We start from the raw sequence: 16,857 nt of genomic DNA on the forward strand, positions 1-16,857 counted from the left end.
AGGAGTATCCTTCGTGAACAAGACTTCAAAAGGCCGCGCCCTGTCGGTCTGGCGCACGATCCAGACCGACCGCTTTCTGGTCGGCGCGCCGCACTACCCCGAACATGTGGACGAGAGTTACTGGGACAACGACGCCCGGCGCATGGCCGAGGCCGGCTTCAACGTCGCCCGCCTCGGCGAATTCGCCTGGCACATTTTCGAACCGCGTGAAGGCATCTTCGATTTCAGCCTGTTCGACCGCGCAATCGAGGGGCTGGCGCGTCACGGCGTCAGCACGATCTTGTGCACGCCGACCGCCACTCCGCCGCGCTGGCTGACGGCAAAACATCCGGAAATCCTGCGGCGTGATGGAAATGGCCGGTCGATGAGCCACGGCTCACGCCAGTATGCCGACACCAGCAGCCCGGTGTTTCGCGACTATAGCCGCAAGATCACCAAGGCGATGGCGGACCACTACCGCGACAACGCAAATGTCATTGGCTGGCAGACCGACAACGAACTCAACACCAGCATGCCGGAATCCTATTCGCCGTCGGCATTGAAGGAATTCCAGGCTTATCTCCAGGAAACCTACCAGACGATAGATAGGCTGAATTTCGCCTGGGGTGGCGACTTCTGGGCGACGGCTTACGGCGATTTCAGCGAAATTGTCTTCCCGCTGGAATTCTCACCGTCCTTTCCCGGTCCCGGTCACCTCCAGGACTACCACCGTTTTCTCGCCTTTTCGACAGCACGGTTCCAGCACGACCAGGTCGAGATCCTGAGAGAAGCGAATGCCAGTTGGTTCATCTTCCACAATCTCGGCGGATTGCGTGACATCGACTTTCGCGGCCAATTCTCCACCGATCTCGACTTCGTCGGCTACGACATCTATCCGTTCCTCTATGACGAGTTCTTTCGCCTCGGCAACCACGCCAAGATCCAGGCACTGCATCTCGACATCTGCAGGGGATTTTCCGGCAACTACATAGTGCCGGAACAACAGTCGGGTTTTGGCGCCCAGCCGGGCTTCTGCACGCTGACGCCGGAGCCGGGCGAAATGCGGCGCATGGCGATGTCGTCGGTTGCGCGTGGCGCCGATGGTATCATGTTCTTCCGCTGGCGCCCCGCGCATTTCGGTGCGGAGATATACTGGATGGGCATCATCGACCACGATGATGTCGCTCGCCGCCGCTATGACGAAGCCAGGCAGTTCGCCACCGAGTTGACGGCGCTGAAAAACAAGATCCTGGGCACCTATGTGCGGATGGATGTCGGCATCGCCGGCTCGGACTTCGACAATCAGGAAGCCCACAAGACCTTCCCCATCGGCCTGCCAAGTCCGCAGGATGATGCAACCTTGCTGCATCAGTATTGCTATGACCGCGGCATCGCCTGCGGCTTCATCCACCCGGAAGACGATCTGTCGAAGCTCAAGGTGTTCTACGTGCCGCATTGGGTGATCTGGAAGGACAGCTGGACCGAGCGGCTGCAACTCTTTGCCGAAAATGGCGGTACCGTCATCATCGGCGCGCGCACGGGAACCCGCGACGAAAACAACCACGTCATCTGCGAGACGCCGCCAGGCCGGTCGCTGTCGAAGCTGACCGGCGTTCGCGTCGAGGATTTCGGGCGGCTGGCGGCACCTGGGGCTAATGGCCTGTTCAATACCATGTCGCGCTCCGGCGGGCTCGTCATTCCTCCCGACAGACCGGCCGAATCCAGCCGCCGTATCCGTCGTTTCACCGTCGGAAATCACGAGTTCGATGCCGGTTATTTCTATGAGAACCTCGCAGTCGAACCGGAAGTCGAAATTGTAGGGGTTTGGTCGAACCGCTACGCGGCAGGAACGCCTGCAATTACCTCCCGCGCCGTCGGCAAGGGCCGTGTGCTCTATGTCGGCACTTATCTAACCCCGGAGCTGACAGCTCAGCTCGCTACGCGCACTTTCGTGGACGCGAATGTGGAGCCTCTGGTTCCGGATCTGCCGGAAGGCGTCGAGGTCACGATGCGCGAGAATGACGAACGCCGGCTGCTGTTCGTGCAAAACATCAAAGACACGCCCGTTGCGGTAACCGGCGTTCCCTCCGGCAGCAACCTGCTCGATAGCGAAGAGCCTGTCTCCGGAGTGTTGACGCTGGACGGCTATGGCTGTGCTGTCATCGAATTGGCCTGAGCATTGTCGCGGACGTTAGCCATACGAAACCTGAGTACTCTTTGATCCTGGAATTCGACCGGCATCGGCAGCGCGCCGGCATCGATCCATATCGAACCGGCGCTTTGACGTGCGCAAGGAACGGCCGGTGCACTGCTGTTGCTCCCATCCAACGACGGCAGTTACACTACCGGCGCGACCATCGGAGTCGATGGCGGCAACTCGTCTCATCCTTGTGAGCGCCATGAATTTCGACATTTCCGTCCGCACCGAGGCCTTCCGCAGCCGGATCGCCGACTTCGTCGAGCGCGAGATCCTGCCGCTCGAGGCAGACAAGGCTTCCTATGACGGCCATGGCAATATTGCGCTGCCGCTGCTCGAAACGTTGCGGGGCAAGGCGAAAGCAGCCGGCCTGTGGTGCCTGCAGCTGAAGCCCGAGACCGGCGGGGCCGGCCTCTCGAAGGTGGATATGGCGGTCTGCTATGAAGAGATGAACCGCTCGATCTTCGGTCCGGTCGTATTCAATTCCGCGGCCCCCGATGACGGCAACATGATGGTGCTGGAACGGCTGGGGACGCCGGAGCAGAAGCAAAGATGGCTGAAGCCGATCGTCGAGGGCAAGGTGCGCTCGGCTTTCGCAATGACGGAACCGCATCCGGGGGGCGGCTCCGACCCGTCGATGATCCTGACCAGAGCCGAACGGCGCGGCGACAGGTATGTCGTCAAAGGCCGCAAATGGTTCATCACCGGCGCGCAAGAGGCGAGCCATTTCATTCTCATAGCGCGCACTTCGGACGATCCGCGTCACGGCCTTTCGGCCTTGCTGTTCCATAAGGACCAGCCGGGCTGGCGGATCGTGCGGCGCATCGAGATCATGGGGCCGGAAGAACATGGCGGCCATTGCGAGCTGGAGTTCGACGGCCTGGAAGTCCCGGTCGAGGACGTGCTTGCCGGCGAAGGCAGCGGCCTCAGGGTTACCCAGGTCCGGCTCGGTCCGGCGCGGCTCACCCATTGCATGCGCTGGCTCGGCCTTGCCAAGCACTGCATCGAGATCGCGCGCGCCTATGCCGCCGAGCGTAGCGGCTTCGGGCAGCTTTTGGCCGACCGCGAGAGTATCCAGCTGATGCTCGGCGACCTTGCCATGCGCATCGAGATCGGGCGGCTGCTGGTGATGAAGGCGGCCTGGGAGCTCGACCGCGGCGGCTTTGCCCGCAAGGAGGTCTCCATGGCCAAGATCCAGGTCGCCAACGTGCTGCACGACGCCGCCGACGTGGCGATCCAGATCAACGGCGCCCGCGGCTATTCGAAAGACACTGTACTCGAATGGATCTACCGCTACGCCCGCCAGGCTCGCCTGGTCGACGGCGCCGACGAGGTCCACAAGATGGTGCTCAACCGTGTCCTCAACGAGGAAGGTACAGGCTTCTGGCGCTGGCATGTCGAAGCCGGCACGCAAGACGAAACAGGTCGCGGCGGGAACCGCTGAGCCGGCAATGAGGATGGATTTCGATCCAGTACGCCTGGAGGATTTTCTGAGAGCGCATTTTGGCGATGGCCAGATGTCGCTTGAGCGGATCGTCGGCGGCCAATCCAACCCGACCTATTTCCTCGACTATGGCGGCCGCCGCATGGTGCTGCGCAAGAAACCCCCGGGACCGATCCTGCGCGGCGCTCATGCCGTCGATCGCGAATACAGGGTGATCGAGGCGCTAGCGGCAACAGACGTGCCGGTGCCGCGGCCGGTGCTCTTTCACGACGGCGACGAGCCGCTCGGCACACCGTTCTATCTGATGCAGCGGCTCTACGGCCGGGTGTTCCACGATGGCGCGTTGCCCGGACTGGCGCCGAACGAGCGGCGCGGCATCTATTTCGGCATGGCCGAGGCGCTGGCAAAGCTGCACGCAGTCCGGCCGGAAGAGGTCGGGCTCGGCGACTATGGCCGTCCCGGGAACTATTTTGAACGACAGATCGCGCGCTGGACCAGACAGTTGCGGGAATCGCCGAGCGAACGCATTGCCGCGCTCGAAGCCGTCGCCGAATGGCTGCCGCGACATCTTCCGCCAGATGACGGCCGAGTCTCGATCGCGCATGGCGATTTCCGTCTCGGCAATCTTATCTTCCATCCTGCGCGGCCCGAGGTGATCGGCATACTCGACTGGGAGTTATCGACGCTCGGCCATCCGCTTGCCGATCTCGGCTTCTCCTCGATGCCCTGGCATTCCTCGCCTGACGAATATGGCGGCATCCTCGGCCTCGATCAGGCAGCACTCGGCATTCCCACACAGCGCGAATTCCTCGATCATTACTTCGCTCACGCCGTGCCGACGGCGCCGCTGCAGCAGTTCCATCTGGTGTTTGCCATGTTCCGCTTTGCGGTGATCTTCGTCGGCATCGCCGACCGCGTGCTGGCCGGCAGCGCGGTTGCGGCCGATGCGGCGGATGTGGCACCACTGGCCGGCCGTTTTGCTGTACGCGCCATGGAGGTCATCGACCGCGCGCGGCCCTGGTGAGGAAAGGCTGGCAATCAGCTGAGCGAGCCGCACGCGATACGCGTTCAGTTCATGCGAACTTCCGGTTCCGCCAGCAGCGGAATCTCCAGGCCACGCCGCAGGCCGGTCGCCACGACCGACACCCTGAATTTTCCGGCGAGTGCCTTGTCGAAGATGGCGCCGACGATGATGTCGGCATCGTTGTCGACCTCCTCGCGGATGCGGGTAGCAGCTTCGTCGACCTCGAACAGCGTCATGTCCATGCCGCCCGATATCGAGACAAGGACGCCCTTGGCGCCCATCATCGAAGCTTCGTCGAGCAGCGGGTTGGCGATTGCCGCTTCCGCCGCCTTCTTGGCGCGGCCTTCTCCGGCGGCCTCGCCGGTTCCCATCATGGCGCGGCCCATGTCGCGCATCACCGACTTTACATCGGCGAAGTCGAGATTGATCAAGCCTTCCTTGACGATCAGATCGGTAATGCAGCCGACGCCCGCATAGAGAACCCGATCGGCCATGGCGAAGGCGTCGGCGAACGTGGTTCTGGCGTCGGCGATCCTGAACAGGTTCTGGTTGGGGATGACGATGACGGTATCAGCGCTTTCGCGCAGGCGCTCGATGCCCTCATCGGCAGCGTACATGCGGCGCCTGCCTTCGAAGACAAATGGCTTGGTAACGACGGCGACGGTCAGTATTCCGGCTGCCCGTGCTGCCTGCGCTATAACAGGCGCGGCACCGGTGCCGGTTCCGCCTCCCATGCCGGCGGTCACGAAGCACATATGCGTTCCAGCAAGGTGATCCATGATCTCGTCGATGGATTCCACGGCCGCGGCACGGCCGACCTCGGGCAGGGACCCGGCGCCCAGACCTTCGGTGATATGAGCGCCCAACTGGATCAGCCTCGTTGCCTTCGACATGGCAAGGGCCTGGGCGTCGGTGTTGGCGACGATGAATTCCGCGCCCTGCAGGCCTTCGGCGATCATGTTGTTGACGGCGTTGCCGCCGCCGCCGCCGACCCCGACAACCGTGATCTTGGGCCTCATCTCCGAGATTACCGGCCTCGCCGCGGTGTTCATTGCCGTTCTCCCTGGATACGCCGAGTGGTCGCTGGAAGCTTGTCCCGGGCGCACTGCGAAAACTTTGAACCGGGCAGTGCGAATCAGGACAGCCCAGAGTGCAGGGAATCAGAGCGCGAAGCGGGCTGCAAGTGCGCGATGTGCCTCATAGGCGACTTGCCACTGAAAGTTCACGCAATGCGCTTTGATACAGTGCAGATCGTGGCGCGGGCGCCGCACGCTACAACTTCGGCGCGAGACACTGCGCGACATGGTCGGCAATGGCCAGGCAGGAGGTCAGGCCGGGGCTTTCGATGCCGAACAGGTTGACCAGGCTATCCACGCCGTGCACCGCCACGTCCTGGATGACGAAGTCGGCATTGGCCTCACCGGGACCAGACAGTTTTGGCCGGATGCCGCTGTAAGCGGGCTGCAGGCTGCCATCGGCCAGATCCGGCCAGTATTTGCGGATCTCGCTGTAGAAACGCGCGCCACGAGCTGGATCGACGCGATATTCGAGTTGATCAATCCATTCGACGTCCGGCCCGAAGCGGGTGACGCCGTCGAGATCGAGCGTCAGATGAACACCGAGCCCGCCGGGTTCGGGCACCGGATAGACCAATCGCGAGAAGGGCGCCCGGCCGACCACCGAAAAATAATTGCCCTTGGCATAATGGAGCTTTGGCACAAATTGCTGATCGAGCCCGTCGAGCGAACCGGCAAGTGCTGCGGCGCCAAGCCCGGCAGCGTTGACGAAGCGCGTGGCGGCGATCTCGAAGCGTTCGCCGCCGGCAGCGTCCACCGTCTCGAGCACGACGCGGCCCGCTTCGATGCGGCCGGAGGCGACGCGGGTGTTGATGCTGAGTGCCGCCCCGTGCTCCTCTGCGTCGCCCAACAGCGCAAGCATAAGGGCGTGGCTGTCAATGATCCCGGTGGCCGGCGACAGCAGCGCCGCCGTGCACTTAAGGCTGGGCTCCAGCGCACGCGCCTCGGCTTCGCGCAACGGCACCAGCTCGCCGGCGCCGCAAGCGCGTGCATTGGCCCGGATGGAGGCGAGCACCGGCTCCTGTTCGGCATTCGTCGCGACGATGAGCTTGCCGCAGCGCGCGTGTGGGATCGCCCGCTCCTCGCAATAGCGATAGAGTCTTTCCCGGCCCGCCACGCAGAGCTGGGCCTTCAGCGATCCAACCGGATAGTGGAGGCCGGCATGGATGACCTCGGAGTTGCGCGAACTTATTCCGGTGCCGATAGCGCTCTCGGCTTCCAGGACCAGCGTGTCGATACCGCGCTGCGCCATCTCTCGCGCAATCGCCAAGCCCACAACGCCGGCGCCGGCGACAATGCAGTCGACATGGTCCACGGTCAGGTCAAGCCGAAGTTCTGCATGTGTCCATCCATCCGCTGGCCCTGTCGAAAGCCCTTGACACTATATCGTTCGGGAAAGATGCATCAAACGCATAATGCACGCGAACCTTCCGATGCGGACCCGCGTGCAGCACAGGAGCCCCCAATGGACGCACGACCGAATTCTCCCGAAGCCCGCGACATAAGCTTTCACATGCATGGCTATACGAATGCCCGCAAACATCAGGAGTCGGGGCCGCTCGTCATCGAGAAGGGCGACGGCATCTATGTCGAGGACCTTGCCGGCAACCGCTATATCGAGGCGATGGCCGGGCTTTGGAGCGTCGCGGTCGGTTTTTCGGAGAAGCGGCTGGTCGATGCGGCGGTACGGCAAATGTCGAAGCTGCCTTACTATCACGATTTCGGCTCCAAATCGCATTCGCCGCTGATCGATCTCGCCGAGAGACTGGTGCAGATGGCGCCGGTGCCGATGAGCAAGGCGTATTTCACCAATTCCGGCTCAGAGGCCAACGATACGGCCATGAAGATGATCTGGTACCGGTCGAATGCGCTCGGCCAGCCGGCGCGCAAGAAGATCATCAGCCGCAAGAAGGGTTATCACGGCGTCACCATCGCCTCGGCAAGCCTGACCGGACTGCCCAACAACCACATTTCGTTCGATCTGCCGATTGCCAATGTGCTGCATACCTCGACGCCGCACCATTGGCGCGAGGCGCTGCCGGGTGAAAGCGAAGAGCTTTTTTCGACACGGCTTGCCGACGAGCTGGAAAGACTGATCCTCGCCGAAGGACCGGAAACCATCGCCGCCTTTTTCGGCGAACCGATCATGGGCGCCGGCGGCGTTATCGTTCCGCCTTCCGGCTACTGGGAGAAGATACAGGCGGTGCTGTCGAGATACGATATCCTGCTTGTCGCTGACGAGGTGATCTGCGGCTTTGGCCGAACAGGTGAGATGTTCGGCTCGCAGGCCTTCGGTATCAGGCCCGACATCATGGTGCTGTCAAAGCAGATCTCTTCCTCCTATTTGCCGATCTCAGCCCTGCTGATCAACGAAAAGGTATTCGAGCCGATCGCCGATGAAAGCAATCGTATCGGCACCTTCGGCCACGGTTTCACCGGCGGCGGCCATCCCGTCGCGGCTGCGGTCGCGCTCGAGAACCTGAAGCTGATCGAGGAGCGCGATCTCGTCGGCAATGCGCGCACCGTCGGTGCGCACATGCAGAAGCGGCTGCGCGATCTCGCTTCGCACCCGCTTGTCGGCGAGGTGCGCGGCATCGGCCTGATTGCGGCGGTCGAACTGGTCGGCGACAAGGCGAACAAGGCGCCGTGGAACACGGTCGGTGCCTTGGGCGGGCTCGTCAACGGGTTCATGCAGCAGAACGGCGTCATTTCCCGCAATATGGGCGATGCGCTGGCTTTCTGCCCGCCGCTGATCATCACCGAGCCGCAGGTCGACCAGGTGATCGACGCGTTTGAACGGTCGCTGGAAGCCGCCGCCAAACAGGTTGGATCACAGAGCTGATCGCGCTATTTAGCGACGCCGACCGCATCCGGCACGACGACCAGCTTGCCGACGAAGTCCTTGGCCACGAAATCGGCCTGGGCGCGATGGAAATCGGACAGCTTGTAGACGCCGCCGACCAGCGGCCGGATCTTCTTCTCCTCGATGTAGCGCACGATGCGGCGGAAGTCCGCCCGCGTGCCCTGGCTCGAGCCATGCAGTTGCAGCTGTTTCAGGTACATGGTGCGCAGATCCAGCTGCACGACCGGGCCGGCAATTGCACCAGCCGTGGTGTAGCGGCCTTCCGGCCTCAAGATGCGCAGGAGGTCGTTGAAGATCGCGCCGCCGACCAGATCGGCCACCACGTCGATCGGCTGGCCCTCGGTCGCAGCGCTGACGGCGGCCGGCAGATCGGCAACGCCACGGGTGATCACCGCCTCGGCGCCGATATCCCGCACCGCCTGTTCCTTGCCCTTGCCGGCAATGGCATAGGGAATGGCGCCGCGTGCCCGCGCCAGCTGCACGATGCCTGAGCCGACGCCGCCCGAGGCGCCGGTGACCAGCACACGCTCGCCGGCTTTCAATGCGGCGCGTTCCAGCATCTGCTCGCCGGTGAGATAGGCGCAGCAGAATGTGGCAAGTTCGACGTCGGTCAGGTCGGTGCTGACGACATGGGCATTCTCGGCCGGCACGGCCTGGTATTCGGCATAGCCGCCGTCGCGGCCGTGGCCCATATAGTCGATGTCGGCCAATGAATCGTCGTCACGATTGTAGATGGAGAAATCGACCATCACCCGTTCGCCGATGCGGGCCGGCGACACGCCGTCGCCAACGGCGACGATGTTGCCGACCGTGTCGGTGCCCTGGATACGCGGGAAGGTCAGTGTGTTGCCTTGCCGCCGCCATGTCGACACGGCGGCTGCATCCTCCTCAGTGCCGTAGGCGCCCTGGCGCACCCAGACATCGGTGTTGTTCATACCGCAAGCGGTGACCTTGACCAGCACCTCACCAGGGGCGGGCGAGGGTACTTTGACGTCGGTGCGGTAGACGAGCTTTTCCGGCCCACCGTGCCCGATCAATTGCACGGCGGCCATGGTGGCGGGGATGGTCTTCGTCATGGCATTCATGTCGGTTCTTCAGATATTGGCAAACACGCTCTTCACCGCATCGGCCGTCTTGGAGACAACGACGTCGGCCTCTTGCCGCGTCAGGCAGAGCGGCGGCGCAAAACCGAGAATGTCGCCCTGCGGCATGGCGCGGCCGATGACGCCGCTTGCCGCAAGGGCGGTCGCGACCTGCGGTCCGATCTTTTGCGAGGCGTCGAAGAAGACACGGTCGTCCCGGTCGGCGACGAACTCGATTGCCGCGAGCATGCCGTCGCCGCGGACCTCGCCGACGTTTTTGTGGCCACCGACGGCTTTCGTCAGCTCGGCGCGGAAATAGGCGCCGGTCTCGCCGGCGTTCCTGACCAGGTCCATCTCGTCGATCAGTTCCAAATTGGCGACGCCGGCGGCAACGCAGATCGGATGCGCCGAATAGGTCCAGCCATGGCCGAGCGAGCCGAGCTTGTCGGAGCCTTGGACGAGCACCTGCCACACCTTGTCGGAGACGATGACGCCGGAGAGCGGCGCATAGGCCGAGGTCAGGCCCTTGGCGATCGTGATCAGGTCGGGCTTGATGTCGTAATGGTCGGAGCCGAACATGGTACCCAATCGGCCGAAGCCGGTGACGACCTCGTCGGCGACCAGCAGCACGCCGTACTTCTTCAGCACCGCCTGGATCTTTTCCCAGTAGCCGGCTGGCGGCGGCACGATGCCGCCGGTGCCGAGGATCGGCTCGCCGATGAAGGCGGCGACGGTTTCCGGCCCTTCGGCCAGGATCATCTCCTCGAGCTTGTCGGCACAGTATTGCGAAAATTGCCCCTCGCTCAGCGAGCGGTCGGCTCGGCGGAAATAGTAGGGTGCCTCGGTGTGCAGCACCGGCGCACGCGGCAGGTCGAAGGCATTGTGGAACAGGTCGAGGCCGGTCAGCGATCCGGTCATGATGCCGGAGCCGTGATAGCCGCGCCAGCGCGAGATGATCTTCTTCTTCTCGGGCCGGCCGAGCACGTTGTTGTAGTACCAGATCAGCTTGATGTTGGTTTCGTTAGCGTCGGAACCGGAGAGCCCGAAATAGACCCTCGACATGCCTTGCGGCGCGCGGTCGATGATCATCTTGGAGAGCGTGATCGACGCCTCGGTGCCGTGCCCGACATAGGCGTGGTAATAGGCGAGATTCTTGGCCTGTGCGGCGATGGCGTCGGCGATCTTCTGGCGGCCATAACCGACATTGACGCAATAGAGCCCGGCGAAGGCATCGATGCTCTTCCTGCCGTTATTGTCCCAGATGGTAACGCCTTCACCACCGGCAATCACACGCGTCGGGCTCTCGCCACGCGCGTGCGTTCCCATATGGGTCGAGGGATGGAAGAAGTGATCGCGATCCCAGGCGGCGAGTTCGTTTGACTGGTCGAGCATTTTTTACTCCTGAGGAAAATGTGTCGGGCGCGGCTCACGCCACGTCGAGGCAGAGATATTTGAGATCGGTAAAGGCTTCGAGCCCGTGACGCGAGCCCTCCCGGCCGATGCCGGACTGCTTGACGCCGCCGAACGGGACCGGCGCGCCGGTGATCTTGACCCGGTTGATGGCGACCATGCCATAATCGAGCGCGCGGCCCATGCGCAATTGGCGGCCGCCGTTTTCAGTGACGACATAGGCGACGAGGCCGTATTCCGTGGCGTTGGCGCGGGCGATCACTTCGTCTTCGCCGTCGAAGGGCGTCACCGCTGCGACCGGACCGAAGGTCTCATCGCGCATGATCAGGGCATCGTCGTCAACATCGGCCAGCAGGGTCGGCTGATAGAACAGCGGCCCGGCCGCATGGCGCTTGCCGCCAGTCAGGCAACGCGCGCCTTTGGCGAGCGCATCGGCCACCTGCTCCTCGACCTTCTTGACGGCGCGCTCGTGCATCAGCGGCCCGATTTCAGTGTCGTCAGCGAGGCCATTGCCGGCCCGCAATGCCTCGACGCGTTTAGCGAAAGCAGCGCAGAACCGATCGTATATCGGACGCTGGACATAGATGCGGTTGGCGGCGAGGCAGTCCTGGCCGGAGGTGGCGAATTTGGCGTCGACGGCGATGGTCACAGCCTTGTCGAGATCCGCGTCGGCGAAGACGATCAGCGGCGCATGACCGCCAAGCTCCATCACCAGACGCTTCATCGTCGGCGCACTTTGCGCGGCGATCAATTTGCCGATCTCGGTCGAGCCGGTGAAGCTCATGGCGCGAACGCGCGGGTCTTCGCACATCCGCCCAACGATGGTCGAAGCCTTGCCGGTGAGAACGTTGAACACGCCAGCCGGCACGCCAGCGCGCTCGCCAAGTTCGGCTAGCGCCAGTGCCGACAGCGGCGTTTCCGACGAGGGGTGCGCGACGATGGTGCAGCCGGCGGCGAGGGCGGCCGCCGCCTTGCGGGTCAGCATGGCCGCGGGAAAATTCCACGGCGTGACGACGCCGACGACGCCGAGCGGCTCGCGCCGCACCATCATCTCGGTATCAGGCAGATGACTGGTGACGCTTTCGGCGTTGAGGCGTTTGGCTTCCTCGGCATACCACTCGACAAAAGAGGCGGCGTAGTCGATCTCGCCGAGCGATTCCTTCAGCGGCTTGCCCTGTTCGAGCGTCATCAGCAGGGCCAGGTCATTTTTGGCGGCGACGATCAGATCGAACCATTTTCGCAAGATTTTCGACCGTTCCTGCGGCAGCAATGCGCGCCAGGCAGGAAAGGCGCGCGATGCCGCATCGATCGCCAATGTCGTCTGCCGTGCATCGAGCGCCGCAACGAAAGCGACGGTGGATCCGGTGGCCGGATCGGTCACCTCGAAACTCTCCGCGGTCTCGCTCGCCGTCCAGTGGCCATCGACATAGGCGAGTTCGCGCAGCAGCCGTCGGTCGGCGAGGCGATCAAGCGCCTCATGGCGGTGCGAGCGGGCAAAATGTGCGGACATGTTCAAGGTCTCCCGGTTCGGAGTGATACGGGAATATTATTCGTCTGCGGCGGACAGAGAGGCTGTTTGGGCGCTTGCGTGTAGAGAGATTGTCTCTTTAGGTCTACCGGAACGGACGATCTCTCTGGTCGTGCGGCAGAACACAAACCTTCGAGATTGACTGAACCTCCTCAGCCTCGTCATCCTTGGGCGGAGCGAGGCGAAGCCGAGCGCAGACCCAAGGACCCATGCCGTAACCTCTGCTAAGGATGCAGCGGAGCAGAATTCTGCACCGTCGCGGCGCCCTGATGTCACGCAATGGATCCTGGGGTCTGCGCCGCGTCGCTTCGCTCCTTGCTCCGCCCCAGGATGACGAAGCCGCGTGGGTCAGCGGCCAACCTCCTAGACCTGTGGTCCGAGAGATCAGCCTCACGAAGACGCCGGCAACAGATCCGCCACTGGCAGCACACTCTCCTCCTTCACCGTCTTGGTGACGATGTAGGTGAAATAGCGGTCTATGCCGATCTCGTGTTCGAGCAGGGTGTCGACCAGCCGCTGATAGGCGTCGATGTCACGCGCCATGACTTTCAGCAGGTAATCGACGCCGCCACCGACAGACCAGCAGGCGACGATCTCGCGGATGTCGCGGATGACGCGCTCGAAACGGTCGAAATCGGCCTGGCGGTGGCTGGCAAGCGTCACCTCCATCAGCACGGTGGCGACCGGCGCGATGGAGCGCATGGCGATCCTGGCGTGATAGCCCGAGACGATGCCGGCCTTTTCCAGCTTACGCAGCCGCATCCAGCAAGGCGTCGGCGACAGGCCGACCTTCTCGGCCAGCGCCAGCTTGGTGATGCGCCCGTCGCGCTGGATGGCGTCGAGGATTTTCAGATCGATCGGATCGAGTTTCGCTGCAGCCATGATCGTCCACTTCCACTGCCCGACACCATGACGGCGCATTATTTCGATTGTCAATTGCACTGATTTCGATCTCTAATAAGTCATGACATTTTGGCGACCAGATCCCGCTCTTATCCGGCGGCCGGCCTATCAATCGCTCGCCGACCAGTTCGCGCGCGCCATCCATGACGGGCGCCTGGCCAATGGCGCTCGCTTGCCGACGCATCGGCAGCTGGCCGACGATCTCAAACTTTCCGTGCAGACGGTCAGCCGCGCCTATGAGGAGCTGATCCGCCGCGGGCTGGTGTCCGGCGAGGTCGGCCGCGGCAGCTTCGTGCAGACACAGCGCCGCGAACCGGAGCCGCCCTATCTGCCGGAGCGGCTGGGCGAGGTCATCGACCTCTCCATCCTGAAGCCGGTCTGCGAACCGATGCATCTGGAACGGCTGAGGCAGGCGCTGGGCTGGCTCGCCGAAAACCTGCCGTCGAGCTCGGCGCTGTCGTTCAGGCCGAACATGGTGTTCCCGCGCCACCGCGCGGTGGGTGTCGAGTGGCTACGCCTCTGCGGCCTCGACGTGTCGCCGCAGAACATCAGCCTGACCAACGGCGCCACCGCAGGGATGACAGTGGCGCTGATGAGCGTGGCGCCGCCCGGCTCGACCGTCGCCACCGAGGCGATCGGCCACCACACGCTGATCCCGCTGGCGCGTTATCTCGGCTTCAACCTCGAGGGTTTGCCGATCGACGATAATGGGCTGATCCCGGAAGCGCTGGACGAGGCCTGCCGGCTGTCCGACATCCGCGCCGTGTTTGTCCAGCCGTCGGTGATCAACCCGACGGCCACGCTGATGGATGCCGGCCGGCGCGAACAGATTGCCGCCGTTGCGCGCAGGCATGACATCGCCATCATCGAAAACGACGTCCTCGGCCCGCTGGTCGAGGACCGGCCGCCGCCGGTCGCCGCCTTCGCGCCCGAGCGCACGCTCTACGTCACCTCCTTCACCAAGATCGTGGTGCCGGGCCTGCGCATCGGCTATCTCGCGGCGCCCGATCGTTATGTCGCCGCGGTCGCCAATCGCCACCTCGTCTCGAACTGGATGGCGACGCCGCTGGTGGCCGAGATCGCCACCAAATGGGTGACCGACGGCACCGCGATGGAACTCGTGCGATGGCAGCGCCTGGCTTTGCGGCGGCGTCTGGACATCGCCGCCGAGGTGCTTGCCGGAGTGGACTATCGCGCTCACCGCGACGGGCTGCATGTCTGGCTGCAACTGCCGGATGATCGCGGCGAGGAAAGCTTTGTTTCCCAGGCCCGCCTGCAGGGGGTGGCGATTGCGCCCGGCACGTCGTTTCGCATTTCGCAGACGCCTTGGCATCCAGCTGTGCGGATTTCGCTTGGCTCGACCACGGAGGGGGAACTGCGTGCCGGTCTCGGCGTTGTCACCAAGCTGCTGCTCGGCGATCCCGAGCATCTCCTGCTTGCGATCTAGGCGACAAATGGTGGGAAATTGTGCGGAATCCGAAATATTGTCATGATATTATTTTCTTGATTGACATGATTTGCCGCGGTCCGCATCGTTAAAGGCATCGCTTCTCCAGCACGGGAAATTCATTGTCGGCGCCCATTATCAAGATCGACGGCATTTCGAAAAGCTTCGGCACCTTCAAGGTGCTGGACGGCCTCTCCATGCAAGTCATGCCCGGCGAGAAGCTGGCGCTGATCGGCCCATCGGGTTCGGGCAAGACGACGATCCTGCGCATCCTGATGACGCTAGAGCGTATCGACAGCGGCCACATCCAGGTCGACGGCGAGCAGCTGTATCACATGGAGCGTAACGGCCGGCTGCTGGCGGCCGATGAACGGCATTTGGCAAAGATGCGCCAGAAGATCGGCATGGTCTTCCAACTGTTCAATCTGTTTCCGCACAAATGCGTCATCGACAATGTGACGCTGGCACCGATGCTGACCAAAGGCGTGCCGCGGGCCGCTGCCGAGAAGCGGGCGATGGAGCTGCTCGACATGGTGGGAATGGTCGACAAGGCCAAAGCGATGCCGGCGCAGCTTTCCGGCGGCCAGAAGCAGCGCGTCGCGATTGCCCGCGCGCTGGCGCTGTCGCCGAAGATCATGCTGTTCGACGAGGTCACCTCGGCGCTCGACCCGGAACTCGTCGACGAGGTGCTCAACGTCATGCGCAAGCTCGCCGCCGAGACCGACATGACCATGCTGCTGGTCACCCACGAGATGGGTTTCGCCCATGACTTCGCCGACCGGGTGCTGTTCTTCGACCGTGGCAGAATAGTCGAGGAGGGCAAGCCCGACGAGATTTTCCGCCATCCCAAACAGGAGCGCACGCAAGGTTTCCTGAAGAAGATCATTGCGGCCGGACATCGGGTCTGACTGCCATGCGAGGCGGCGACGCCTCAAGCAAGCCAAGAAGACAGACAAACAAGGAGTTGGGAACAATGAAGAAATTTGCCATTTTGGCCGGCGTCGCCGGTGTCGCCCTGACGGCGGTGCTGGCCGCCTCGACGCCCGGCTCTGCCGATGACAGCAAGCTCGAAGAGCTCAAGGCGCAAGGCTTTGCCCGCGTCGCCATCGCCAACGAGCCGCCCTATACGGCGGTCGCTGCCGACGGCAAGGTTTCGGGTGCGGCGCCTGACGTTGCCCGTGAAATCTTCAAACGCCTTGGCGTCAACGATATCGTCGCCTCGATTTCGGAATATGGCGCCATGATCCCCGGCTTGCAGGCCGGCCGTTTCGACGTCGTCACCGCTGGCCTGTTCATGAAGCCGGAACGTTGTGCTGCGGTCGCCTATTCGGAACCGGTGCTGTGCGACGCCGAGGCGATGCTGGTGAAGAAGGGCAACCCGAAGGGCTTCAAGAGCTACGAGGACGTCGCCAAGGACACCAGCGCGACGATCGGCGCACCGGGTGGCGGCACCGAGGAAAAGCTGGCGCTTACCGCAGGTGTGCCGCGCGAGCGCGTCATTGTCGTGCCGGACGGCCAGAGCGGCCTGAAGATGCTGCAGGACGGCCGCATCGATGCCTATTCGCTGCCCGTGCTGTCGATCAACGACCTGGTCAAGAAAGCCAATGATCCGAACCTCGAAGTCATCGCGCCGGTGGTCGGTGCGCCGGTCTATTGCGACGGCGCGGCCTTCAAGAAGGGCGACGAAGCGCTGCGCGACGCCTATGATGTCGAGCTGGCGAAGCTGAAGAAGTCCGGCGAGTTCGCCAAGATCATCGAACCCTACGGCTTCTCGGCGGCGGCGGCGATGTCGACGAGCCGCGACAAGCTCTGCTCGGCGAAGTAGGCGCGTTCTTTCCTTCTCTCCGTTGACGGGAGAAGGTGGCCAGAAGGGCTGGATGAGGGGCGTCGCCACACTCTGGTTG

At 63.2% G+C, this 16,857-nt stretch carries 13 protein-coding genes; 7 read left to right on the forward strand and 6 right to left on the reverse strand.

Features of this window, described 5'->3' with window-relative positions; all coding sequences use genetic code 11:
- Nucleotides 1-13: 13 nt before the first annotated feature.
- The 3 genes from AC0L2Y_RS17100 to AC0L2Y_RS17110 all read left to right on the forward strand — a co-directional run bounded on the left by AC0L2Y_RS17100 (nucleotide 14) and on the right by AC0L2Y_RS17110 (nucleotide 4,644).
- Nucleotides 14-2,155 carry a beta-galactosidase gene (locus AC0L2Y_RS17100; RefSeq protein ID WP_352489866.1) on the forward strand — a complete coding sequence of 714 codons (2,142 nt, stop codon included), beginning with the start codon at nucleotides 14-16 and terminating at the stop codon, nucleotides 2,153-2,155.
- A gap of 223 nt (nucleotides 2,156-2,378) precedes the next feature.
- Nucleotides 2,379-3,620: an acyl-CoA dehydrogenase family protein gene (locus tag AC0L2Y_RS17105; protein ID WP_473558160.1), complete on the forward strand. Its 1,242-nt coding sequence runs from the start codon at nucleotides 2,379-2,381 to the stop codon at nucleotides 3,618-3,620.
- Nucleotides 3,621-3,627: 7 nt separating this feature from the next.
- Nucleotides 3,628-4,644, forward strand: a complete 1,017-nt coding sequence (locus AC0L2Y_RS17110; RefSeq protein ID WP_473558001.1) for a phosphotransferase family protein — start codon at nucleotides 3,628-3,630, stop codon at nucleotides 4,642-4,644.
- Nucleotides 4,645-4,688: 44 nt separating this feature from the next.
- Here AC0L2Y_RS17110 and ftsZ read toward each other — a convergent pair whose 3' ends face one another.
- Both ftsZ and AC0L2Y_RS17120 read right to left on the reverse strand, forming a co-directional pair.
- Complete coding sequence (ftsZ, locus tag AC0L2Y_RS17115) at nucleotides 4,689-5,696, reverse strand: cell division protein FtsZ (protein WP_352489868.1); 1,008 nt, start codon at nucleotides 5,694-5,696, stop codon at nucleotides 4,689-4,691.
- A gap of 220 nt (nucleotides 5,697-5,916) precedes the next feature.
- Nucleotides 5,917-7,035: an NAD(P)/FAD-dependent oxidoreductase gene (locus AC0L2Y_RS17120; protein ID WP_473558004.1), complete on the reverse strand. Its 1,119-nt coding sequence runs from the start codon at nucleotides 7,033-7,035 to the stop codon at nucleotides 5,917-5,919.
- A gap of 150 nt (nucleotides 7,036-7,185) precedes the next feature.
- Here AC0L2Y_RS17120 and AC0L2Y_RS17125 point away from each other — a divergent pair, with 150 nt between their 5' ends.
- Entirely contained in the window at nucleotides 7,186-8,562 is a 1,377-nt protein-coding gene (locus tag AC0L2Y_RS17125; protein WP_473558006.1) for an aspartate aminotransferase family protein, read from the forward strand.
- Nucleotides 8,563-8,567: 5 nt separating this feature from the next.
- Here the strand turns inward: AC0L2Y_RS17125 and AC0L2Y_RS17130 are convergent, their stop codons facing one another.
- From AC0L2Y_RS17130 to AC0L2Y_RS17145, 4 genes are all read right to left on the reverse strand, one after another.
- On the reverse strand, nucleotides 8,568-9,668 hold the full coding sequence (locus tag AC0L2Y_RS17130) for an alcohol dehydrogenase family protein (protein ID WP_473558008.1): 1,101 nt from the start codon (nucleotides 9,666-9,668) through the stop codon (nucleotides 8,568-8,570).
- A gap of 9 nt (nucleotides 9,669-9,677) precedes the next feature.
- The gene (locus AC0L2Y_RS17135; RefSeq protein ID WP_473558011.1) at nucleotides 9,678-11,057 is read right to left on the reverse strand and encodes an aminotransferase; all 1,380 of its coding nucleotides are present in this window, start codon (nucleotides 11,055-11,057) and stop codon (nucleotides 9,678-9,680) included.
- Nucleotides 11,058-11,091: 34 nt separating this feature from the next.
- Nucleotides 11,092-12,585: an NAD-dependent succinate-semialdehyde dehydrogenase gene (locus AC0L2Y_RS17140; RefSeq protein ID WP_473558013.1), complete on the reverse strand. Its 1,494-nt coding sequence runs from the start codon at nucleotides 12,583-12,585 to the stop codon at nucleotides 11,092-11,094.
- Between the two features lie 408 nt (nucleotides 12,586-12,993).
- A complete protein-coding gene (locus AC0L2Y_RS17145) occupies nucleotides 12,994-13,485 on the reverse strand; it encodes an Lrp/AsnC family transcriptional regulator (RefSeq protein WP_473558016.1) in 492 nt (163 codons plus the stop codon).
- An 82-nt stretch (nucleotides 13,486-13,567) separates the two neighbouring features.
- Here AC0L2Y_RS17145 and ehuR point away from each other — a divergent pair, with 82 nt between their 5' ends.
- The 3 genes from ehuR to ehuB all read left to right on the forward strand — a co-directional run bounded on the left by ehuR (nucleotide 13,568) and on the right by ehuB (nucleotide 16,778).
- A complete protein-coding gene (gene ehuR, locus AC0L2Y_RS17150) occupies nucleotides 13,568-14,953 on the forward strand; it encodes a MocR-like ectoine utilization transcription factor EhuR (RefSeq protein ID WP_473558018.1) in 1,386 nt (461 codons plus the stop codon).
- Nucleotides 14,954-15,075: 122 nt separating this feature from the next.
- Entirely contained in the window at nucleotides 15,076-15,861 is a 786-nt protein-coding gene (ehuA, locus tag AC0L2Y_RS17155; protein ID WP_352467667.1) for an ectoine/hydroxyectoine ABC transporter ATP-binding protein EhuA, read from the forward strand.
- 65 nt (nucleotides 15,862-15,926) lie between these two features.
- Entirely contained in the window at nucleotides 15,927-16,778 is an 852-nt protein-coding gene (ehuB, locus tag AC0L2Y_RS17160; protein ID WP_352467666.1) for an ectoine/hydroxyectoine ABC transporter substrate-binding protein EhuB, read from the forward strand.
- Nucleotides 16,779-16,857: the final 79 nt, after the last annotated feature.

This window comes from Mesorhizobium sp. WSM4830 (assembly GCF_055811495.1).

Bases quoted from the DNA above. Each gene is read 5' to 3' on its own strand.
- AC0L2Y_RS17105 (WP_473558160.1), top strand. From the start codon at position 2,379: ATGAATTTCGACATTTCCGTCCGCACCGAGGCCTTCCGCAGCCGGATC.
- AC0L2Y_RS17110 (WP_473558001.1), top strand. From the start codon at position 3,628: ATGAGGATGGATTTCGATCCAGTACGCCTGGAGGATTTTCTGAGAGCG.
- ftsZ (WP_352489868.1), bottom strand. From the start codon at position 5,696: ATGAACACCGCGGCGAGGCCGGTAATCTCGGAGATGAGGCCCAAGATC.
- AC0L2Y_RS17125 (WP_473558006.1), top strand. From the start codon at position 7,186: ATGGACGCACGACCGAATTCTCCCGAAGCCCGCGACATAAGCTTTCAC.
- AC0L2Y_RS17130 (WP_473558008.1), bottom strand. From the start codon at position 9,668: ATGAATGCCATGACGAAGACCATCCCCGCCACCATGGCCGCCGTGCAA.
- AC0L2Y_RS17135 (WP_473558011.1), bottom strand. From the start codon at position 11,057: ATGCTCGACCAGTCAAACGAACTCGCCGCCTGGGATCGCGATCACTTC.
- AC0L2Y_RS17140 (WP_473558013.1), bottom strand. From the start codon at position 12,585: ATGTCCGCACATTTTGCCCGCTCGCACCGCCATGAGGCGCTTGATCGC.
- AC0L2Y_RS17145 (WP_473558016.1), bottom strand. From the start codon at position 13,485: ATGGCTGCAGCGAAACTCGATCCGATCGATCTGAAAATCCTCGACGCC.
- ehuR (WP_473558018.1), top strand. From the start codon at position 13,568: ATGACATTTTGGCGACCAGATCCCGCTCTTATCCGGCGGCCGGCCTAT.
- ehuB (WP_352467666.1), top strand. From the start codon at position 15,927: ATGAAGAAATTTGCCATTTTGGCCGGCGTCGCCGGTGTCGCCCTGACG.